Annotated in this window: 26 protein-coding genes and 1 pseudogene; 18 read left to right on the top strand and 9 right to left on the bottom strand. The window is 64.8% G+C overall.

Going from position 1 to position 20,534, the window contains the following annotated elements; translation table 11 throughout:
- Nucleotides 1-155 precede the first annotated feature (155 nt).
- The 18 genes from Q352_RS24540 (at nucleotide 156) to Q352_RS0104855 (ending at nucleotide 13,316) form a co-directional block, all read left to right on the top strand.
- Entirely contained in the window at nucleotides 156-761 is a 606-nt protein-coding gene (locus Q352_RS24540; protein WP_084299877.1) for a hypothetical protein, read from the top strand.
- Complete coding sequence (locus Q352_RS0104945) at nucleotides 758-988, top strand: TraR/DksA C4-type zinc finger protein (RefSeq protein WP_028498378.1); 231 nt, start codon at nucleotides 758-760, stop codon at nucleotides 986-988. The genes Q352_RS24540 and Q352_RS0104945 overlap by 4 nt, the downstream gene beginning before the upstream one ends.
- Nucleotides 964-1,188 (top strand): hypothetical protein, encoded by a 225-nt coding sequence (locus tag Q352_RS0104940; RefSeq protein ID WP_028498377.1) that lies wholly within the window; start codon nucleotides 964-966, stop codon nucleotides 1,186-1,188. Before Q352_RS0104945 ends, Q352_RS0104940 begins: the two co-directional genes overlap by 25 nt.
- Before the next feature lie 229 nt (nucleotides 1,189-1,417).
- A complete protein-coding gene (locus Q352_RS19895; RefSeq protein ID WP_084299875.1) occupies nucleotides 1,418-1,777 on the top strand; it encodes a gp436 family protein in 360 nt (119 codons plus the stop codon).
- Nucleotides 1,774-2,424 carry a DUF1834 family protein gene (locus Q352_RS0104930; RefSeq protein ID WP_028498376.1) on the top strand — a complete coding sequence of 217 codons (651 nt, stop codon included), beginning with the start codon at nucleotides 1,774-1,776 and terminating at the stop codon, nucleotides 2,422-2,424. Before Q352_RS19895 ends, Q352_RS0104930 begins: the two co-directional genes overlap by 4 nt.
- A gap of 76 nt (nucleotides 2,425-2,500) precedes the next feature.
- Nucleotides 2,501-3,922, top strand: a complete 1,422-nt coding sequence (locus Q352_RS0104925; RefSeq protein WP_028498375.1) for a phage tail sheath C-terminal domain-containing protein — start codon at nucleotides 2,501-2,503, stop codon at nucleotides 3,920-3,922.
- A gap of 63 nt (nucleotides 3,923-3,985) precedes the next feature.
- Nucleotides 3,986-4,360: a hypothetical protein gene (locus Q352_RS0104920; protein WP_028498374.1), complete on the top strand. Its 375-nt coding sequence runs from the start codon at nucleotides 3,986-3,988 to the stop codon at nucleotides 4,358-4,360.
- Nucleotides 4,357-4,836, top strand: a complete 480-nt coding sequence (locus tag Q352_RS0104915; RefSeq protein ID WP_028498373.1) for a hypothetical protein — start codon at nucleotides 4,357-4,359, stop codon at nucleotides 4,834-4,836. Before Q352_RS0104920 ends, Q352_RS0104915 begins: the two co-directional genes overlap by 4 nt.
- Nucleotides 4,809-4,967, top strand: coding sequence for a hypothetical protein (locus Q352_RS23245; protein WP_156952474.1), 159 nt, complete (start codon nucleotides 4,809-4,811; stop codon nucleotides 4,965-4,967). The genes Q352_RS0104915 and Q352_RS23245 overlap by 28 nt, the downstream gene beginning before the upstream one ends.
- A gap of 74 nt (nucleotides 4,968-5,041) precedes the next feature.
- Nucleotides 5,042-6,634: a hypothetical protein gene (locus Q352_RS19890; RefSeq protein ID WP_156952473.1), complete on the top strand. Its 1,593-nt coding sequence runs from the start codon at nucleotides 5,042-5,044 to the stop codon at nucleotides 6,632-6,634.
- Complete coding sequence (locus Q352_RS0104890) at nucleotides 6,634-7,914, top strand: DNA circularization protein (RefSeq protein ID WP_028498370.1); 1,281 nt, start codon at nucleotides 6,634-6,636, stop codon at nucleotides 7,912-7,914. The genes Q352_RS19890 and Q352_RS0104890 overlap by 1 nt, the downstream gene beginning before the upstream one ends.
- Nucleotides 7,898-8,971, top strand: a complete 1,074-nt coding sequence (locus Q352_RS19885) for a phage baseplate assembly protein (RefSeq protein WP_036385268.1) — start codon at nucleotides 7,898-7,900, stop codon at nucleotides 8,969-8,971. The genes Q352_RS0104890 and Q352_RS19885 overlap by 17 nt, the downstream gene beginning before the upstream one ends.
- 12 nt (nucleotides 8,972-8,983) lie before the next feature.
- Nucleotides 8,984-9,610 carry a phage baseplate assembly protein V gene (locus Q352_RS0104880; protein WP_036385267.1) on the top strand — a complete coding sequence of 209 codons (627 nt, stop codon included), beginning with the start codon at nucleotides 8,984-8,986 and terminating at the stop codon, nucleotides 9,608-9,610.
- A 125-nt stretch (nucleotides 9,611-9,735) separates the two neighbouring features.
- Nucleotides 9,736-10,095 (top strand): phage GP46 family protein, encoded by a 360-nt coding sequence (locus Q352_RS0104875; protein ID WP_028498368.1) that lies wholly within the window; start codon nucleotides 9,736-9,738, stop codon nucleotides 10,093-10,095.
- Nucleotides 10,095-11,156 (top strand): baseplate J/gp47 family protein, encoded by a 1,062-nt coding sequence (locus tag Q352_RS0104870; RefSeq protein ID WP_028498367.1) that lies wholly within the window; start codon nucleotides 10,095-10,097, stop codon nucleotides 11,154-11,156. The genes Q352_RS0104875 and Q352_RS0104870 overlap by 1 nt, the downstream gene beginning before the upstream one ends.
- The gene (locus tag Q352_RS0104865) at nucleotides 11,156-11,725 is read left to right on the top strand and encodes a YmfQ family protein (protein ID WP_028498366.1); all 570 of its coding nucleotides are present in this window, start codon (nucleotides 11,156-11,158) and stop codon (nucleotides 11,723-11,725) included. The genes Q352_RS0104870 and Q352_RS0104865 overlap by 1 nt, the downstream gene beginning before the upstream one ends.
- Nucleotides 11,726-11,738: 13 nt before the next feature.
- Nucleotides 11,739-12,935, top strand: coding sequence for a phage tail protein (locus tag Q352_RS22180; RefSeq protein WP_028498365.1), 1,197 nt, complete (start codon nucleotides 11,739-11,741; stop codon nucleotides 12,933-12,935).
- Between the two features lie 9 nt (nucleotides 12,936-12,944).
- The gene (locus Q352_RS0104855) at nucleotides 12,945-13,316 is read left to right on the top strand and encodes a tail fiber assembly protein (protein WP_036385264.1); all 372 of its coding nucleotides are present in this window, start codon (nucleotides 12,945-12,947) and stop codon (nucleotides 13,314-13,316) included.
- A gap of 43 nt (nucleotides 13,317-13,359) precedes the next feature.
- On the opposite strand, the gene Q352_RS0104850 is transcribed toward Q352_RS0104855, so the two are convergent.
- From Q352_RS0104850 to Q352_RS0104815, 9 genes and pseudogenes are all read right to left on the bottom strand, one after another.
- On the bottom strand, nucleotides 13,360-14,133 hold the full coding sequence (locus Q352_RS0104850) for an ABC transporter permease (RefSeq protein ID WP_028498363.1): 774 nt from the start codon (nucleotides 14,131-14,133) through the stop codon (nucleotides 13,360-13,362).
- A 13-nt stretch (nucleotides 14,134-14,146) separates the two neighbouring features.
- Nucleotides 14,147-14,818, bottom strand: a complete 672-nt coding sequence (locus Q352_RS0104845) for an energy-coupling factor ABC transporter permease (protein ID WP_028498362.1) — start codon at nucleotides 14,816-14,818, stop codon at nucleotides 14,147-14,149.
- 71 nt (nucleotides 14,819-14,889) lie between these two features.
- The gene (locus Q352_RS24420) at nucleotides 14,890-15,300 is read right to left on the bottom strand and encodes a CZB domain-containing protein (protein WP_233495217.1); all 411 of its coding nucleotides are present in this window, start codon (nucleotides 15,298-15,300) and stop codon (nucleotides 14,890-14,892) included.
- Nucleotides 15,301-15,324: 24 nt separating this feature from the next.
- Nucleotides 15,325-15,603 (bottom strand): annotated as a pseudogene (locus Q352_RS24415) (methyl-accepting chemotaxis protein); the annotation flags it as partial.
- A 578-nt stretch (nucleotides 15,604-16,181) separates the two neighbouring features.
- Entirely contained in the window at nucleotides 16,182-17,699 is a 1,518-nt protein-coding gene (locus Q352_RS0104835; protein ID WP_028498361.1) for a TadE/TadG family type IV pilus assembly protein, read from the bottom strand.
- Entirely contained in the window at nucleotides 17,699-18,280 is a 582-nt protein-coding gene (locus tag Q352_RS19870; protein ID WP_036385262.1) for a TadE/TadG family type IV pilus assembly protein, read from the bottom strand. Before Q352_RS19870 ends, Q352_RS0104835 begins: the two co-directional genes overlap by 1 nt.
- Complete coding sequence (locus Q352_RS0104825) at nucleotides 18,277-18,822, bottom strand: TadE/TadG family type IV pilus assembly protein (protein WP_028498360.1); 546 nt, start codon at nucleotides 18,820-18,822, stop codon at nucleotides 18,277-18,279. The genes Q352_RS19870 and Q352_RS0104825 overlap by 4 nt, the downstream gene beginning before the upstream one ends.
- Nucleotides 18,819-19,598 (bottom strand): tetratricopeptide repeat protein, encoded by a 780-nt coding sequence (locus Q352_RS19865; protein ID WP_036385372.1) that lies wholly within the window; start codon nucleotides 19,596-19,598, stop codon nucleotides 18,819-18,821. Before Q352_RS19865 ends, Q352_RS0104825 begins: the two co-directional genes overlap by 4 nt.
- On the bottom strand, nucleotides 19,598-20,533 hold the full coding sequence (locus tag Q352_RS0104815; protein ID WP_036385260.1) for a type II secretion system F family protein: 936 nt from the start codon (nucleotides 20,531-20,533) through the stop codon (nucleotides 19,598-19,600). Before Q352_RS0104815 ends, Q352_RS19865 begins: the two co-directional genes overlap by 1 nt.
- Nucleotide 20,534: the final 1 nt, after the last annotated feature.

Genomic DNA, 20,534 nt, shown 5'->3' with positions numbered 1-20,534 from the left:
TTCATCTATCAGGGCATCCACGACACGCTGACGTCGGAAACCTGGCTGATCTACCTCGGCCTGGTCGGCGGCTATGCCGCCGCGCTGCGGCTGATCGCCGCCTGGCGCAGCCGGCCCCGGCCGCAGGACCCGCCAACGACTTGAAAGGACTGCCGATGTTCGACCTGAAACCCACCCCGCTGTCGCTTGCGCTGCGCGTCGGCGCGCTGCTGCTGCCGCTGGCCGTGGCCGGCTGGTTCGGCTTCGATGCCGGCCGCCGCCATGCTGCCAGTGACTGGCAGGCCAGGCTGGCCAGCCAGGACGCCAGCCATGCCCGTGCGCTGCAGACCATGGCCGATGCCCGCGCCGCCGAACTGGGCGCGGCGCTGATCGAGCAGCAGCGCCTTGATGCGCTGGCGCAGCAGACCGGACGGGAACTGATTGCAACCCGCGCCCGGCTGGCCGACAGCCGGCGCGAACTGACCCGGAGAATCGACGATGCGACCCGTCATGATGGCGACCGCTTTACTGGCCTCGGCCCTGACAGCCTGCGCGTCTACCGCGCCGCCCTCGGCTACCCCGAACGTGATCCGGCTGTGCCCGCAGCCGACGCCGGACATGCTGCACAAGCCGGTGCGGCCACCGGCGCCGACACCGGGCTACCGGCGGCCGACCTCCTTGAACACGCCGCCGACTACGGCCAGTGGTGCCGCCAGCTCGACGCCCAACTGAGCGCCTTCCTTCGCCTGCATGGCGAGCCGGGCGCGGAGACCCCCGAATGACCGATTACTACGACCGCGCCCAGGCGCTGGAGGCGCGGCAGCGCGAGGCGGCGCTGGCAGCGCATCGCGCAGGCCATGCCGGCGCCGGGCAGGAGCACTGCGAGGACTGTGACGGCGAAATCCCGGTGCCACGCCGTGCCGCCGTGCCGGGCTGCACCCGCTGCGTCGCCTGCCAGGCCCGCCACGAACAACGGAGAAGCCGATGGCCGATGAACACAACGAACTGACCCGCGCGCTGGGGCGCATCGAAGGCAAGCTGGACATGATTGTCGCCAGTCAGGCTAGCCAGAACGAGCGTCTCGACGCCATGGACGAGCGCCTGCGCCATGTCGAGCAGCAGGCGGCCCGGGTCGGCGCCATCAGCGGCGGCATCGTCGCCATCGGCACCGCACTGGCCGTCGAAATGGTCCGCCGCGCAATCGGCTGAATACCGCATCCGGCAGGAAGAAAAGGGCTGTCCCCTCCAGGGGCAGCCCTTTTTGCTGCCCGTCGTTCGCGCCGACCCGGTCGTCAGCCTACTGAAGGCGCCCGGCTGCCGGCCACCCGGGGCCGGGCGGCACACTGCACGGCATGGCACATCGATATTTCTCCCTCGCCGCATCGACGGCGCAACCCATCCCGGACCGGCGTACCGCGTCCGGCAAGGAGGCTTGAACGTGTACGCGACCCAAGACGACATGGTGCTGCGTTTCGGCGCAGCGGAAGTGATCGCGCTGACCGACCGCAACAACAGCGGTCGCATCGACGACGCCGTACTGGCCCGGGCGCTGGACAGCGCCAGCAGCGAAATCGACGGCTACCTGGCCGTGCGCTACCCGCTGCCGTTTGCCACCACGCCGAAGATCCTGACCGGCTATGCGTGCGATATCGCCCGCTACCGGCTGTGCGGCGCCGCCACCCAGACCAGCCTCGACATCCGCGAGCGCTTCCGCGACGCACAGCGTTTCCTCGAACTGGTCGCGGCCGGCACGCTGACGCTGGGCCGCCTGCCGGCCGGCGGGAGCACGCAGCCATGATCCTGATCCGGACCGAGAACGCCATCATCGAGCGACTGCGGCAGGGGCTGGGACAACTGGTGCGCGAGGTCGGCAGCTATGGCGGCGAACTGGACGAATCGCTGCCGGACGCAATCCGTCGCTTTCCGGCCGCGTGGGTGACCTTCGGCGGCATCAGCCAGACCGTAGCGCACGGCACCAGCCGGCAGAAATTCAGGGCGACCGGGCAGTTCGTGGTCATGGTCGCCGACCGCAGTGTGCGTGGCGAGGCCGCCGGCCGCCATGGCGGCGCCGGTCCGGGCGAAGTCGGCAGCTATCCGCTGGTCTACGCGGTGCGCCGGCTGCTGTCGGGCCAGGACCTTGGCCTGCCGATCGATGCGCTGCTGCCGGGCCGCGTGCGTTCGCTGTCCGGCGTGCAGACCAGCGCCCAGGCGCTGTCGGTATTCGCTTGCGATTTCCAGACCGCCTGGATCGAGGACGCGCTGCCGCGCGGCCACTGGCCTTCCCCGCAACACCCGGCCGAGCCGGACAGGATTTTTGCGCAATACGCCGGCCGGCTGGAACAGCCCGCCCCGGACTGGTTGCGTACCGGACTCGACTACCACCTGACCCCGGACGATGGCGTCGCCGACGCCCGGGATCTCATTTCCACCAGGAGCGAAGCATGAAAGCAGACGCCGCGTCCGGCTTCACCGGTCACACCCACGATTCGCACGTAGTGCAACAACAGAAAGGAGCCGCGTAATGGCCAGCCCGAACATCAGTTTCGACAGCATCCCGGCCAGCATCCGCAAACCGGGCAAGTATTTCGAGTTCAACACCAAACTGGCCGTGCGCACCCTGCCGGGCAACCTGCAGAAGGTACTGGCCATCGGCCAGCGCCTGGCCACCGGCACCCAGCCGGCGCTGGCACCGGTCGACGTGTTCAGTGACGAGCAGGCCGCACAGCTGTTCGGTCGCGGTTCCGCCGCCCACCTGATGGCGCGCGCCGCCATCACCGCCAATCCGTACCTGCAACTGACCGTGATCGCCGTCGACGACGCCGAAGCCGCCGTGGCTGCCACCGGCACCGTCACCGTGACCGGTCCGGCTACCGGCGCCGGCGTGGTCAGCCTGTCGGTCGGTGCGACCCGCGTCGACGTCGCCGTCGTCAGCGGCGACACCGCTGCCGCCATCGCCACCGCGCTCAAGGTCGCGCTGGACAAGAAGGCCGACCTGCCGCTGACCGCCACGGTCGAAGCCGGCGTGCTGACGCTGGCCGCCCGCCACAAGGGCAGCTTCGGCAACGGCATCGTGCTGAAGAGCGCGGTTACCGCCCCGGGCGTGTCCGCCACCGTGGTGGCGATGGCCCATGGCGCCGTCGATCCGGACCTGGCGCCGGCCCTGGCCGCCGTCGTGGCTGGCGGTCACAACCTGATCGTCAGCCCGCTGGCCGACAGCGTCAGCCTGGGTGCGATCCGCGACCACCTGGAGTTCGTCTCCGGTCCGATGGAACAGCGCGGCGCGGTCGGCGTGTTCGGCCATGCCGGCAGCCTGGCCAGCGGCTCCACCCTGGCCGGCCTGATCAACAGCGGCCGCGTCACCGGTGCCTGGCACCGTGGCTCGGTGCGCCTGCCGGCTGAAATCGCCGCCGGCTACGCCGCCGTGCTCGCCTTCGAGGAAGACCCGGCCCGCCCGCTGAACACCCTGGAAATCAAGGGCCTGGACGTGACCGGCATCGACCAGTGGCCGAGTCGCACCGAACAGGAAAACGCGCTGTACCACGGCCTGACCCCGCTGGAAGTCGGCCCCGGCGACCGCGTGCAGATCGTGCGTGCCATCAGCACCTACACCCGCGACCCGCAAGGCGTCGACGACGTGGCGCTGCTCGACATCACCACCATCCGCACCCTGGACTACGTCCGCAAGGCCTGCCGCGAACGCATCAGCCTGCGCTTCCCGCGCGAAAAGCTCAGCGAGCGCACGCCGGACAAGGTCCGCTCCGAGCTGCTGGACGTGCTCTACAAGCTGGAAGAGCTGGAAATCGTCGAAGCGGTGGACGCCAACAAGGCCGGCCTGATCGTCGAACGCGACAGCCAGGACGTGAACCGCCTCGACGCCAAGATCCCGGTCGACGTGGTCAACGGTCTGCACGTGTTCGCCGGTCGCATCGACCTGCTGCTGTAACCACCACCCGGGGGCGGCCACCCGGTCCGGAAAGACCGCCCCCAACCCATCAGGAGAATTCAAATGGCACTTCAGGAATACGCCGGCGCCATGGCGCTGGAAGTCGACGGCAAGGAAATCGAAGTCATCGACCTCAATGTCGTCACCAAGACCGGCCGCAAGCTGGTGAAAACCATGACCCGCAGCGGCCGTGCCAAGGGCTACTCGAAGGGCGTTGCCGAATACTCGCTCGACCTGACCGTGGCGATCCCGCTGTCCGGCGACCTCGACTGGGAAGCGATCGACAAGGCCAAGCTGACCATCTACCCGGCGACCGGCGACGGCCAGCGCGAAAGCTACCTCGACTGCTTCGTGATTGAAATCGGCAACAAGTTCACTGTCGACAGCGAAGGCCGTCGCACGCTGAAGCTGCAATCGCTGCGCCGGGTGATCGAATGACCATGACCCTGCTGGAAAAGCTCAAGCACGCCGGCGATGTCCGCCATCCGGTCACGCTCGGTGACGCCAGCCTGACGCTGCGCCTGCTGTCCGAAAAGGACTATGGCGCAGCCGGCCTGGCCGCTCACCAGGCGTTTGCCGATGTCGAGCTGACGCCGACCAGCGGCGAGCTGTACGAGCGGCATCTGGCCGACCTGCTGCTGGCGCAGGCCGTGCTCGACCCGGAGACCGGCAAGCCGGTGTTCGAGTCGGCCGACCAGCTGGCGGAAACGCTGACCCGCGAACAGAAGGTCTTCCTGCTCGACGAGTACCTGGGCTTCGAGCGCGATTACAGCCCGACGCGGATGAGCGACGACGCCTTTGACGCCTTGCTCGACGAGGTAAAAAAAACGCCACAGACAGCGCGTTTGAACGCTTCAAGTACCGCCACGCTGAAAAGGCTGGTGCGGTGTTTGGCAAGCCAGCTGTCGAACTGACCGAAGCCGAGTGGCTGTACCTGCTGGCGATGTCGCGGGCAGTCGCCGATGAGGACAACGGCGCCGGCGCCTCTGCTGCCGGTCGCCGCGTCACATCGCAACGCCGCCGGATTCCCGCCGAAGGCAAGTGACGGGGAATGGTCGCAACGGAAGGGCGCGGGTGAAAGCCCGCGCGCCTTTCCATTACCTACAGGTCAAGAATGCTATGAGTAAACAGTCATCCTCTTCGGCTGTAAAAGAGATTAATTCCGACAACGATCCGCAACTGGCCGCCATCCGGAAGTTCAATAATTCCCGCTGGGCCCCGAAAGTGCTCTCGGGGGCAATGACTGCCATTTCTGTGCCGGGGCAAATGATTGGGCTTGCCGAGAGCACAAAGGCGAACCGGGAGTACTGGGCGAGAGTCAAGGCCTTGCGGGCGGCCAATGCCTCGCTGGATGCCAGGGAAGCCGAGGCACTGGGCCAGTTTGTGGACTGGCTGTCTCCCGACGCCTATCAACCTTCCAAAGACATGCTGGGCGCGGCCGAAGTATTCAACAAAGCCAGGTACGCAGCAGCAGACAACAAAGAGAGTACGCGCCAAAGCGGGCGTGCCGCGACGGTCTATCAGGTCGCGCCGAGCGATGTGGCCGGCATGGATCTCGCACTGTCCCAACAGATGGGCATCGACCGTTCGCGGGTGGGTGCCGTGCACAACCTGCTTCAGGTCCACCGCAAGAGCAGGAACATCGATATCGGTCAACTTTCACGCGGGGATTCGACCCTGTGGCAGGAAGCTGCTGCCGTCGGTATCAATGGCGAGAAAGGGCTGAACCTGACCGCTTCGCTGCTGCCGGAACTGATGCGCTCGTCCGGCAAGAACGATCCGAAATGGGCGGCAGCGGAGGCTGCGCACGGGCTGAGAAATCTGGCTGATCCGACAGTGCTCAAGCAGATCGGCCAGGTTACCGGCATCAATACCCGCCGGTATGTGAAGGATGGCAAGTTCACCGGCGAGAATGGGGTGGACGGCATCCTTGGCCTTTCGGATGCGCTGGCGAAAAAAGGCCTGACAACCGAGGCATCGCTGAAAAAGGCCGGCATTACCAACCCCTCGCTGGTGCCAACACTGGTCGCGATGAGCAGTCGGACTGCGGCCATCCGTGCCCGGATGGATCAGGCATCCCAAAGCGCCGCAGCCAAGCCTCTCGAGGCCGAACTGGCGGCGTTCAAAAACTCGGATAACGGCAAGACCAGGATGCGTGAAGTCCAGGCCGAGCGGGACAAGCTTGCCCCTCCCGTCACGCTGGTGCGCGAGGGCTGGGACAAGCTCATGCCAATAAAAATGGACGATCCGTGGGCATTGTTCGGAGGCGCTGTGCTGACCGGGGCTGCCAGCGAGGCATTCAATATGGTTCCGATGCCATACAAGGCGGCGGCCGGGGGCGTCGCATGGGCCGCTGCGCTGGGCTACATCGCGTCCAAGGTCACCAAGGAAGATCACGAAAAAACGGCCAGGCGAATGGCTGTCACCCGCTTCGGCAAGGACATCAGTCCGCCGGTCTTCAAACCGCTCCCGATTTCCAGCCCGCAACAGGCCGTCCGCAAATTCGACCCGGCCCTGCAACGGCAGGCCGCAGGCCGCTTTGGTCTGGGCGAGACGCCGCGTTCACCCCGGCTCGATCGGGCAGCAAACAGTGCACAGAAAGCCGGCAGCACCATGCAGAACATCAATATCAGCGTGAACCTCCATGGGCTGGCTGACAAGATCTTCTCCATCGTCACCGAAGCCAACACCCGCAACGCAAGGAGACAATAATGGCCTGGGAATACACCCTGCTCGACGCGTCGTTCCGTGGCGTGCCCTTCGATTGCCTGGAAACCGAGGACAGCGCCAGCCGCGCCGTGGCCAGCCATGAATACCCGTACCTGGACGGCGCCGACGTCGAGGACCTCGGGCGCAAGGCGCGTACGGTCAAGATCACGGCCTTCTTCCATGGCGACAGCTATGAATCGCGGCTGCAGACCCTGCTGGCGGTGCTGGACCAGGGCGGGACCGGTGAACTGATCCACCCGGTGTTCGGCAGCATCAAGGACGCGCTGCCGACCGGCTACACCATCTCCCACAAAGGCGAAACGCCGGACTCGTGCACGGTGGTGCTGAACTTTACCGAGGCCACGCCGGGCAACCCGTTCTTCGTCCGCCAGCTGCCGCTGCAACTGGCCGACGTGATTTCCCTGCTGATGTCGGCTGCCTTCGGCAACGGCGCCGGAGCCTTCTCGTCGGTGTTCGACACACTGAAGGGAATCAAGAACAACCTGGCACGGCTGAACGCGCTGCGCAGTGTGCTGACCGGCACGCTGAGCAATATCCGCAGCCAGATCAGCGGCGTGATTGGCACTACCCTGGACATGATCGACTACCCGCGCGCCTTCGCCAGCGATGTGGTGGGCATGATGCGCGGCATGGCCGAGCAGTGCGGTTTCGGCAGCGGCGCGGTGCTGTCCGACTGGAAAAGCCTGGTGCGCCAGTTTGATGGCGTGGTCCAGTTGCCGGCCCGGGTCGCGGCCGGCACGGTGTCGACCACGGCCGGCAGCAGCGGCTCGGGTTCCGCTGCCGCGAATGCCGCCGTCCAGCCGGTCGGCGCCCATGCCGACGATGTCGCGCTGGTGACGGCCATGGTGCGGGTGGCGGCCTCGACCGCACTGGCCGAGACCGCCGGGCAGATTTTTGCGGCCGAAGCCGAACAGCCAACGCTGTCGCCGCAGGAGATCGAGCAGATCAGCAATGACGTGCGCGAATCGCTGCAGGCGAGCATCGATGCCTGGCGCGACCTGCTGCCGGTCGAGACCGCCCGCCCGGTGACCGAATCGCTGAAGGATGCCGCACTCGGCGTGCAGCGTGCGGCCGTGTCCGTGATCGACGTGCTGCCGCCGCTGGTGACACGCCGCGTCGAGGCGCCGGGCAACCTGCACCTGCTGGCCTTCCGCTGGTACGGCGACTACAGCCGCGCCGGCGAACTGGCCCGGCTGAACCCGACCCTGATCAACCCCAATGGCCTGCAGACCGGAGACACGCTGAATGCCTACGCCCGATAACACCGTATCGCTGCTGATCGGCGGCAAGGTCCACAGCCAGTGGAGCAGTTATGACCTGGACTCCAATCTGGAGACGATTGCCGATGCCTGGCATGTGACGCTGGGTCTGCCACGGGGCGAAGTGCCGGCCATTGTCGACATCGGCGCCACCATCCAGGTGCGCGTTGGTGCCGACACGGTGATGACCGGCTACATCGACGAGATCGAAGAGTCGATCGACAAGGGCGGCCACACGCTGATGCTGAGCGGTCGTGACCTCGGCGGCGTGCTGGTCGACTGCTCCGCACCGCTGCTGAACCGCAAGCAGATCACGCTGGCCGAGCTGATGGCCGATGTCGTCCGGCCGCTTGGTATCGACAAGATCCAGTTCGATCCGAAGTATGCGCGGCGGCTGGAGAAAGTCGACGTCGAACCCGGCTCGACCGCCTGGGACCTGCTGAAAAAGCTGGTCGAAGCCAACGGCCTGTGGGCGTGGTTCCAGCCGGATGGCACGCTGGTGATCGACGGCCCCGACTACAGCCAGCCACCGGTGGCCAGCCTGGTGATGCGCCGCGCCGGCCGTGGCAACAACCTGGTCAGCCTGAAACGCCGTCGCAACATGACCGGGCTGTATTCGAAGATCACCGTACTCGGTCAGTCGCAGGGCAATGCGCTCAACGCTGGCAAGCATGCCATCAAGGGAGTGGCGACCAACCCAGAGCTGAAACTGCAGCGTGAACTGATCCGGCCGAGAAACGACGTCGAGAACGACGTGCTGGCCGGACTGGCCGCCCGCAAGCTGATGGCGGATGCCCGGCGCGGCAGCTTTGCGCTGACCGCCGTGGTCAGTGGCCATCGCACCAGCGACGGCGTGCTGTGGGAACCGGGCCAGCGCATCCATGTGCTGTGCGAGCCGCACGACATCGACGGTGAGTACTTCCTGATGTCGCGCAAGTTCCAGGGTGGACGCGAGCAGCAGGCGACCACCACGCTGACCCTGGTCGAGGACGGCGTATGGGTCGTGGATGCCGATCCGGGCAAATGGACCCGCCGCGCCAGACGCGGCAGCAAGAAATGACAGGAGAACATGATGTGGAATGATGTGGACCAACGAATCCAGCGGGCAATGTCGGGCGTGCGCCAGGCGTTTCGCGGCGTGCTGACGCGCGCCGACAGCGCATCGGCCACGCAACTGGTCCAGGCTGACGGCCTGGCCGGCGAGCGCTTGCAGGACAACGAACTGTTCCAGCACTACGGCTTTACCTCGAACCCGCTGCCGGGAACGATGGCGGTGGTGCTGCCGATCGGCGGACGAACCAGCCACGGCATCGTGATCGCCACCGAGCACGGCAGTTACCGGCTGAAGGCGCTCGAAGCCGGCGAAGTGGCGCTGTACACCGACGAGGGCGCGAAAATCGTGCTGAAGCGCGGACGGGTGATCGAGACCGAGTGCGACGTGTTCCGCGTCAACTGCAAGCAGTGGGAGGTCAATGCCAGCGACAAGGCCGACTTCAACACGCCGATGCTGACCACCAGCGCCCAGCTGACCGCCCAGGGCCAGTTCAGCGGCAATGGCGGCATGGCGCTGCAGGGCGGCAGCGGTGCGGCGATCACCGGCGGGCTGATCGCGACCGCCGACGTGGTGGCCGGCGGCAAGAGCCTGATGAGCCACACCCACCCGGGCGACTCCGGCGGCGTGACCGGCGCGCCGAACTAGGCTGTGCCATACCCGATGCAGAAAGGCAGCGCGATGCGCTGCCTTTCTGCATTTATGGCCGGCTGTCGCTGTGCACTGAAAGCACCCAACTGAGCGCCATCCGGGCCGCCCGGCACAATCGGTTCATGGACGCTCTTATCGACCCGCAAACCGGCGACTACGCCGGTACCCGCACCGACACCCTGGCCAACGCAGTCTACCTGCGGCTGATGACGCCGCTCGGCAGCTACTGGGCCGATCCGACGCTGGGCTCGCGCCTGCATGAACTGCAGCGCGAGAAGGATGTCAGCCGCGTTGCCGTACTGGCCCGCCAGTACAGCGAACAAGCGCTGGCCCCCCTGCTCAAGGACGGTCGCGCCACCCTGATCGACGTCACCACCTCGCGGCCCGACACGCCGTCGACCGGCTGGCTGGCGCTGCAGATCGGGGTGACGGACGCCAGCGGTCGTCTCCATCACTTCCAACATCCCGTGAAGGTGGCCTGATGCCGTTTACCGTACCCGCTTTCGCCAGCATTCGCGACGCCCTGCTGCGCGACATCAAGAACCAGCTGCCCGACGCCGACACCGGCGCCGACAGCGACTATTTCATCCGCGCCACCTCGGTGGCCAGCGCGGTCGAGGGGCTGTACCAGCACCAGACCTGGATCGTGCGCCAGATTTTTCCCGACACCGCCGACCGCGAGTACCTGGAACTGCACGCCCGCGTGCGCGGCCTGAGCCGCAAGCCGGCGGTGGCGGCTCAGGGGGTGTTGCAGGTGACCGGCACGCCGGGTGCGGCACTGCCGGCCGGTCTGACCGCCCGGCTGGGCGAGCAGAGCTATGTCACCACCCGGGCGGCAGCGATTGATGCGGCCGGCAAGGCCAGCGTCGCCATTGCCGCCGCCAGCGCCGGTACCGTGGGCAATGTCGGCATCGACACGACCGTTGAGCTGACCGCGGCACCATCCGGCGTATCCAGCCAGGCTGTCCTGCATGACATGACCGGCGGCGTCGATGAAGAATCGGACAGCGAACTGCTGGCTCGCCTGCTGGAACTGATCCGTCGCCCGCCGGCCGGTGGCAACAAGTACGACTACCGGCGCTGGGCGATGGAAGTCGCCGGCGTCTCGGCCGCCTATGTGTACCCGTTGCGCCGTGGCCTCGGCACCGTTGACGTGGTCATCACCGCCGGCGGCGCGCTGCCGTCCGATGCCACGCTGGCCGCCGTGCAGGCGCATATCGACGACCTGCGGCCGGTTACCGCCCGCAACAGCCTGGTGCTGGCACCGACGCCGAAGACCATCGACATCGACATCCGGGTCTCCCTGTCCGGGCTGACCCTGCCCGCCGCCCAGGCCCAGATCCAGACCGCGCTGGCCGGCTACTTCAACCAGCTTTCGCCCGGTGACAGCGTGATCCGCAGCCGCATCGAGGCGCTGGTCTCCGACCTGCCCGGCGTGGTCGACCGCGCCATCGTCCAGCCGACGGCCAATGTGGTGCCGCTGGTCGACGCCGGCAAGGTCGAGTGGGTTCGCCTCGGCAACGTCACGGTGGGGGCGCTGTAATGAGCGGACATCGCGAGCTACTGACCCTGCTGCTGCCTCCGGTCAGCTACGCCCCGGACGGCAGCGCGCTGCGTGCCGGCCTGCGGGCCGAGGGCGGCGCGCTCGACGCCACGCAGACCGGCGCCGGCCGGGTCCGGGGTGCGGTGACGCCGTTCTTCGCCGAACAACTGCTGCCGGACTGGGAGCGGGTGTGCGGCATCACCCCGTCGGTCGACATGCCCTACCAGCAGCGCCTGCAGAACGTGCTGGCCAAGCTGGCCGAAACCGGCGGACTCAGCATCCCGTACTTCATCCGCCTGGCGGCCGGCATGGGCTACCGCATCACCATCGCCGAACCCCAGCCGTTCCGCGCCGGCATCAACCGCGCCGGCGACCGGCTGTGGGCGGCCGACATCCACTGGGTATGGCAGGTGATCGTCCATGGCGGACAGCAACTCGTCTACCGCTTCCGCGCCGGCCAGTCTGCCGCCGGCGAACGCCTGACCGCGTTTGGTGACCCGGTCATCGAGGCGGTGATGAACGACCTGAAACCGGCGCACACCTTTGTGTACTTCGCATATCAATCCTGATTGAGAGGCTTCAATGCAACAGATCAATACGCCGGATGGCTTGTTCCATGACGGCGCCCCGTCCACCGGGGAACTGGGAACCATCGTCTCCGCCAGCTGGCTGAATAGCGTGGCGAATGAACTGGAAAACGTCGTCACCGGCCTCGGCGGCACGCTCGACCCGGCCCGTGACGACCAGATCAAGTCGCTGCTGACCGAGACGTTTGCCAGCAAGCACGACGCTGTCCTGACCGGCACGCCGGTCGCACCGACCGCGGCGGCCGGCACGGCAACCGACCAGCTCGCCACGACCGGCTTCGTCAGCAAGGCCATGAGCAAAAATACCGGCCTGCCGCTGCTGTTTCCGCTGTGGTGCCCGAACCGTGCCGCGATTCCGGCTGGCTACGCGCCGGCCGATGGCCAGGCGCTGTCGCGCAGCCTGTACCCGGACGCCTGGGCCGGCATCGCCGCCGGCAATGTGCCGGTTGTCACCGACGCCGCCTGGCTGGCCACGCCGACCGAGCGCGGCAAGTTCACGGCCGGGGATGGGGCGACCACGTTCCGGCTGCCGGACTACAACGGCAAGTCGGCGGGGAGTCTCGGGGCGGTGTTCATGCGCGGGGATGGGGCGCTGTCGGCTGGGGCGGATGGGGTGATTCAGCCGGACGAGCTGCGGTCGCATGTGCACACCATCCCGTATGGCAACCTGCAGTTCCCCATCAGTTCGTCATCCGGGACGTCACTGGCCTACGCTGGCGGAGGCCAAATGACCGGCACATCTTCCGTGGGCGGCGCCGAGACCCGCCCCCTCAACGTCACCGGCTGCTGGGTCATCCGCCTGTTCGGTGCGGCGGTCAATCCCGGTGCGGCCGATGCGGCGCAACTGGCGACCGAGGTCAGCAAGCTGCGGTCGGACAAGGTGCCGTTTGCGGCGTTCCTGGGAGCGAATCAGTCGCTGACCGTGAATGGCTATCAGCGATTGCCGGGGGGCATGATCATCCAGCTGGGGAAACTGACCACCACAGCCGGCGGTGTCGCCACCTGGACATACCCCATCTCGTACCCTGTCAGGGCACTGGGCGAAGTTCCCGGGTCTCCGAATGCCAAAGTTGTCATCCAGGGGGGCGCAGTGGATACCCCGTCGCAGCGTTCATTCAATCTGGTGGACTCCAATAGTGGTGCAGCAATAGGTGCCGGTGTCAGTTTCAATGTCATTTCTATCGGGATTTGAGGGATGAAAATGTTCTATTCAAAATCGAAGTGCGGTTTCTATAACCGGGAAATCCATGGTGACAATATTCCCGCTGATGCCATCGAAATCACCCACGACGAGCACGCCGCACTGCTCGCAGGCCAGTCCGCCGGCCAGCGCATCGAGGCCGACGAGCATGGTCATCCGGTACTGTGCGATGCGCCAGCCCCGGACGACGATGCCCTGGCTGACGCTGCCCGCGCCCGTCGCGATGCCCTGATCACCGCCACCGACTACCTGCTGATGCCGGACTACCCGATCAGCGCCGGGCAACTGGCCGAAGTCCGCGCTTACCGGCAGGCACTCCGCGACCTACCACTGCAACCGGGGTTCCCGCAGCATATCGACTGGCCGCAGTGACAACGTAAGCGCTAGTGAATGCCAGATCCGCCGCCTGCTGACATCAGCGTCCCAGACGGCGGCGGATCAGCACCACGGCCAGCCAGTACGAGGCAGCCGCATAAACAACCATGATCAGCACCGGCTGCAGCACCGACACCGGCCAGCCGCCATTGACCACCGGCCGGACCAGATTGATGGCCTGGGTCAGCGGCAGGGCGCCGGCGACGGTCTGCAACCAGCCGGGCAACTGGGCGACCGGGTAGAACACGCCGGACAGCAGCACCATCGGGCTGATGACCAGGGTGAAGTAGTACATGAAGAAATCGTAGCTCGGCGACAGCGCGGTTATTACCAGCCCCATGGCGGAGAAGGTCAGGCCGGCCAGCAGCACGACCAGCATCAGCCATGGCGCGTCGGCAAGGCGCGTCAGGCCCAGTCCCCACATGACCAGAAAGATCGCCAGTCCGGACAGTACGCTCTTGCTGGCTGCCCACAGCCATTCGGCCAGCACCACGTCGTCGATGTCGATCGGCGCGTTGATGATGGCCAGCCAGGATTTCTGCACGTGCATGCGCGAGAACGCCGAGTACAGCGCCTCGAAGGTGGCGCTGTTCATGGTCGAATAGCACAGCGTGCCGGCAGCGAGAAACTGCAGGTACGGCACGCCGTCGACCTGTGGCAGCAGGCTGCCGATGCCGAAACCGAGGCCGAGCATATACAGCATCGGATCGGCAAGGTTGCCGAGTACCGACGGCACGGCCAGTTTTTTCCACACCAGGAAATTGCGCTGCCAGACCGGCCAGAAGCGCAGGCTGAAACTCGGCAAGGCGGTCATGCGGACTCCGGCATCAAAGAGGGGGTTTGTTGTACAGGTAGCGGCGGTCGTCGAAAGTGGCGACCCAGTGCGGCTTGTAGACGACGAAGATCGACATCATCAGGCCGGTAGTGAACGCCTCGGACCAGGACAGCAGGAAATAGAACGGCAGCACGTCGTACAGCAGCTCGTCGGCCGGATAGGCGCCGGCCAGGCCCAGCGTGGCGACCAGCAGCAGTGCGCTGGCGAAGAAGCTGGCGCCGCCGATCAGAAAGGCGTTGAGAAACAGATAAATGAAATAATTGGCCGGCAGGAAGCGCTGCGCCAGTCGCAGGGCCACGCCGGTGATCGTGACCGGGCAGGCGACGCAGATCAGGAAAATCAGCCCCAGCGACCCCCAGTCCAGCGTGCCCCAGGCGGCCAGGGCAAGCAGCACGATGGCCATGCCGATCATGGCCATCCACGGGCCGGCCAGCAGGGTGAATGCGGTGCTGCCGAGCAGATGGAACGACAGCCCTGGCTTGAAACCGCCACTCAGTTGCCAGAACAGAATGATGACGACGCAGGCGCCCATCCATGCATTCAGCGCCACCGGGTCCAGTTTGCGCCAGCGCACCCGGGTCGCCGCCAGACCGAGCACGGCCAGCGCGCCGGCACCGGCGGTCAGCAGGATCGGGGGGGAGAAGAAGTCGGCGGGCAGGTTCATGCGGCGGCTGGAGCGGGGCAGGGGATAAAGTCATCATATCACCTGTCCCGCATCCGGCCCGCCGCACGGGGTTACTTGCCGGTCGCGGCCTGCAGCCGGGTCTGCATGCAACTGGCCTCGGCCAGTTGCGCCAGCAGCTCGGTCACGTGGTTGGACGCGTCTTCCATCGCGGCCAGTGCGTCCGCCGCGTGCTTGAAATCGCCGGCGTTCAGCGCTGCAACCGCATTGCGGCCATATTCGTGCACCTGCTGGTGCGGCGTTTCCAGACGGTGGAACACGGCGCTGTCACCGCATTGCTGCGCGCCGCGACCGTCGTAGTACCACTTGCCCATCCGGCAGTGCTGATGGCTGCAGATATCGTGCTCGTCCAGTTTGACCAGGCCGAGGAAGGCCTTGTAGATACTGAGCTTGAAGGCAAAGTGGTCGAGACGCACGATATCGAGGAAGCTGGCATGCGCCGCTTCGGCAATGGCGCCGGCCATCTTGCCGCTGTGGCGAACCAGCACGTTGACGGTATGCGTGGTTTCCAGGCTGGTGGCGTGATAGGCGCGGGCCTGCTCGGCCGTGCTTTCCACCTGGTGGCGTGCGTCCTGGGTACCGGTGACGATGGTGTTGACCAGGGTGGCAATCTCGCTGGTGGCCTGGCTGGTGCGTTCGGCCAGCTTGCGGACCTCATCGGCCACCACGGCAAAACCGCGTCCCTGCTCGCCGGCACGCGCAGCCTCGATCGCTGCGTTCAGCGCCAGCAGATTGGTCTGGTCGGCAATGTCGTGGATCAGTTGCACGAAGCGGCCGATATTGCCCGAGTGTTCGGACAGGGTATCGATGCGGGTTGCGGTCTCGGACTGGGCGCTGACCATGTGGTCAAAGCTGTCGGAAATACCGCTCAGCGCAGTTTCGCTGCTGCTCAGCGTCTGCGTGGCTTCACAGGCGGTATCGAATTCGTGGTCGAGCTGTCCGGCCAGTTCGGCGAACGAGGCGCGGATGGCCTCGACGCTGTCACAGCAGCGACCGAGGGCGGCGTTGTAAGCCCCCTGACGGGCCAGCCGGCGTTCGTGTTCGTCCAGTTGCAGCCGGGCATCGGCCAGTTCGGCGCGCGCCTGGACCAGGTCCTCCTCCAGCTCGGCGGCGCGTTGTGTCAATTGCTCATTGCGCTCGGTCAGCGCGGCGCGTTCTCGTCGTCCAGTAAAAATCATGATTATTATGGTTTTCCGTCTGTCCCGGCCCGGGCTGGGGGTCTGTATGAAGTTAGGCGGCTCGTCTTGCGCGGGCCGTTCCGGCCACGCAAGCGAGTCTAATACCTTGTCATTTCAGCGCGGACTTGATCTTGATCAAGATCAAGTTAATGACATTGGGGTTGTGCCTACTTCACCAGACGCAGTTCGCTCAGTTGACCGGCGATGTTCTGGAAGATGGTCTGCAGGTCGCTCCCACTCGGTGCATGGTAGTAGGCTTCACTGGCACAGTTGCGCATGACGTTCTGGATCGATGGGCTACTGGCGTCCGAGCCAAAGGTGATGGTCCAGATTTTGATTCCATCGTTGCGGGCTGCAGAGCAGGTTGCCAACAGCAACCTGTCGAGGGTGCCCTGCGAATCGTCATAATTTTGGTTGTTTTTTAAATACAGACGGCCATATGGCGGCAGATTGGCGCCACCGTCACCTGACACATAATTGTCTACATTACCCACGTAATAACCATTTTTTTGCGGGGGAAGCGCTGACAGCTTTGGCGTGCCAAATTGGTTGAAACGGGCTGCACTCCATCCTCCCAATTGGCCATTTTTCCCATCCGTCATGATAATCATTGCTTTAGTCAGGAAACTGTCCCTGTCTTGAGGTAACGTAGTGCTACCCCAACCATCGCTCCCTCGCCAGGTTGGCGATAGCATCCTCCATCCCCATAGCGTACCCGTTGCAATTGCTGTACCTCCATAGGCGTACATTGCATTGATGCCAGACTTAATGGTTTTTGCATTGCTGGTAAGAAATGTTGTCGGACTTGGAACGCAATAGCCATTATCAAATTGAAAACGTGCCTCCCAATAGCTAGAGACAACATTGGTGCTGTAATAGGGAGTGAAAGATTTGCTGGATGGAGACAATACTTTGGGAGGATTGGGCTGCAAACCATTGCTTTCTTGTGGCTCAACGATGCATCCATCCCATGATCCAATCGAGGTGAATGGTTGGACGGACCCATTCTTGAGCCAGCGCACAGGTTTTGCGCCGCTTGCGTCTCTTACATTGACCGTACTGGCAAATGGTACCAACCCAATATTGAAATTCGAGTCGGTGTCTCCATTGCCAAATAGGGTATCCACTAGCGTGTTGGCGGCTTTTTTCAATGCGGTTAGCCGTGTCTGGCCACTACCAGCCGAGTCGTCCATTGACTTGGTATTGTCCAGAACCATCACCAGCTCCAGATCGCGGCGGTTCTTGCGCATTGCGGTATTGCCGGCGACCAGAGGCATGGTCTTGGTAACCAGAAAGCCGGCGACCAGCAGTGGCAATTCGCCAGTGGCTTGCATGCTGATCGTCTGGCCGGTACGCGCTTCGCCACTGACCGTGACCACAACCTTGCCAATGTCGTAACTGCTGCCCATATAGCCGTCCGGCATGTTGGCACGCAGATAACCGATTGCATCCTGCTTCCATGCATCCTGCGAGGCTTGATTAGGCGAGCTACCAAGGTTGCCGAGGTTGCGACCGGCGGCCAGCACAGCCGAATCCAGCGCACTTTGCATCCGTGACTGCACCAGGTTGTAGCGCATGATGTCGATGGCGGCAAACAGGCTCAGCGTGATTGACATCATGCTGAACAGAAACACGATGGTCACCGAGCCACGCTGACACCGGATGGACAAGGGAAGGTCTGTCATCACTCGAAGGTATCCAGATCGTTGAAGCGTGGGCGGAAATACACGCGCCGGTACAGCTCCGTAGTCGGAAGCTTGTCCTTCGGCAGGAACAGCGCCAGCGCCTGGAATGGGGTGAAGGTGTACATCACTTCGACGACCACGGTATTGTCCCTGGCATAGAACGGAAAGCCGGCCGGCAGCGGTTTTGCGGCACTTATTTGCGTCGTTGCCTTGGACTTCCAGCCAGGAGCGCTTCGCTGCCAGGCAATCTTTGGTTTGGCCACGCCGCCATCATTGACCACGGTGATGACCACCATACCGTTTTCCGCCATATCCAGCGGCTGGGCACTGACCGCCGCTGCCTGCCAGTACACGCCAATATTGCTGCTGTCACTGGGGCTGTTGCTGTCGTGCAGGCTCGGCCGCTGCGCAACCATGTCGCCGATTGAGAAGGCGGTGCGCTCAACGATGCTGAGTGCGCGCAGGTATTGGTGCAGTTCGGAAAAGCCGAGCAGGATACACAGGAACAGTGGAGCGAGCATCGCCAGTTCGAGGCCAGCTGCGCCACGTTCATTGCGGCAGTGAAAGAATAAGCGGCTCATGATTCGTTCTGTATCACGATGCGGCGTTCAAAATGATACAAGCCCATGTTGAGCAGATTGAGGATGCCGGTGAATGATGGACGGTCGAACCAGACCCGGTATGAAACGATGTCGCCGCGGCCACCGGCACCAGTGAGGCCCATGTCCGGATCCCATTTGTTATTGCCATTGATGTCAGTGAAACTGCCGGTACAGGTGCCTGTTTTCTGGTAGGAGTCGTCTCCACACGGTTCCGGTTGGCCGACATTGGCAAACGATGAATAGACCCGGGTTTCAATATGCAGCCGAGACGGATTGCCAACCCAGTCGCCGACACCGGCCCAGATGATGTCGCGGATCGCTTCTTCGCGGGTTTTCCCTGTCGGAACGGAGGTAGTGATGCCGAGTCGGGTTGCGGCACGAACACTGCGTTCAAGGAAGCCGTCGGTCAGCATGGCGATTGCAATATCGAGCGTGCCGATAATCAGCAAAAGCAGAAAGGGCGATACCAGCGCGAACTCGAGCGCTGAGGCGCCGCTGTCGTCGCGCCAGCGCCGGATCATGAGCCTTTGCCCTGCTGGCCGAGCCGGGCTCGCACGGCACGATAGAAGCGCAGATTGTCCTGTACCTGGCTGTCTGGCAGGTCGATCTGCAGGATGCGCTCGGCGGCATCGGCATTGCCGAGCATGCCGTAGGCCAGCGCCAGGTTCTGCCGGCCCTGGGGCGGAGCGGACGGGACATTGGCCAGGTCGAGCAGCATGTTGGCACCGGCGCGCGGCTGGTGCGACAGGATCAGCGACAGGCCGAGATTGTTGCGCAGCGCCATGTCGGCCGGATGGGCGGCCAGCCCGGCGCGATAGGTCGCCTGTGCCTGGGCGTGATCGCCTTTCAGGTCATAGGCGACGCCGAGGCCGGCCAGCGCCTGGGCATCGTCGGGCCGCTGGGCCAGCAGCGCCTGGTAGCGGGGGATGGCAGCGTCCGGCTGGCGCTGGCGCAGGTCGATGCGGGCCAGACCGAGGGTGGCTGCGCGTGCCTCGGCGCCATGGGGCGGCAGGGCGGCATAGGCCTGGCGCGCCTGCTCCAGTTCATTGGCCAGGAACAGGCTGTCAGCCAGACCGAGGCGGGCCGGGGCCGAGTCCGGTGTCGCGGCCAGCACTTTGCCGAACAGCGTTGCCGCCATGCTGGTGTCACCACTTTCGAGTGCACTGCGCGCCAGGCGCAGGTCGGCATCCGGCGACGACAGATTGGATGCCACGGTGCGCGAGGGAGCTGCATAGGTGCCGCAAGCGGACAGCGCGGTGGCAAGCAGCAACGGGAACAGCAGGGATGCGCGGGACATTAGCGGCCTCCAAAAGCGGACATCAGGTTCAGTGCGGCGGGACCGCCAGCAATCAGCACCACGGTTGGCAGGATAAATACGATCATCGGCACAGTGATCTTGGTCGCCAGCTTGGCGGCCTGCTCCTCCAGTGCCAGCATGCGTGTATTGCGTTCGGTTCGGGCCAGCATGCGCAGCGACTGGGTAATCGGCGTACCGTATTGCTGGGCCTGGATCAGCGTCGCCACCAGGCTGCGCACCGATGGCGTGCCGACCCGGTCGGCGAGATTGCGCAGCGCGGTGTTGCTGTCGCCGCTGAGCTGCAATTCGCCGGTGGTCACTGTGAGTTCATCGGCTAGCGCCGGGCACACCCGTTCCAGCTCGCGTGCGCTGCGGCCCATGCTGGCGGCCAGGCTGTAACCGGCGTTGGTGCAGATCACCAGCAGGTCGAGCGCGTTCGGCAGTGCAGACTCGATCTGCCGCTGCCGGTTCTTTACCCGGTGCTTCAGTGCGTACTCGGGCAGGATCAGCCCGATGACAAAAGCACCGATGCCGGCCAGTGCGCGCATCGACAGGGTAGTGCCAAGCAGGTCGGGTGCCGATGTCTGCTGTACCAGCACCAGTGCCATTCCGCAGCCGAGCTTGGCACAGGCCAGGATGGACAGGGCAAGTGGACTACGCAGCCCGGCCTGGCGCAGCACAGTGGCCAGCCGGGTGCGCTGCATCGCATCAAACAGTGGCAGGCTGTCGCCAAACCTGGCTACTCGTCGCAGAAGTCGCTTTAGTGGTGGCATATTGATGCTGGCGCTTGAGCCAGGGCGCGCTTCGGTCAATGTGCGCAGGCGTGTGGAAACGCGATTGCCGACGCCAGAACGTGCACTGATATAGAACAGCGCTGCGGCGCAAATGACAGCGAACAGCAGCAGATCGACCAGAGTATCCAGTTCAATGGGCATG

The sequence above is a fragment of the Microvirgula aerodenitrificans DSM 15089 genome (assembly GCF_000620105.1).
GTDB lineage: Bacteria > Pseudomonadota > Gammaproteobacteria > Burkholderiales > Aquaspirillaceae > Microvirgula > Microvirgula aerodenitrificans.
Note: the sequence above shows the minus strand (reverse complement) of the source record. Positions and strands in the feature narration are given on the sequence as shown.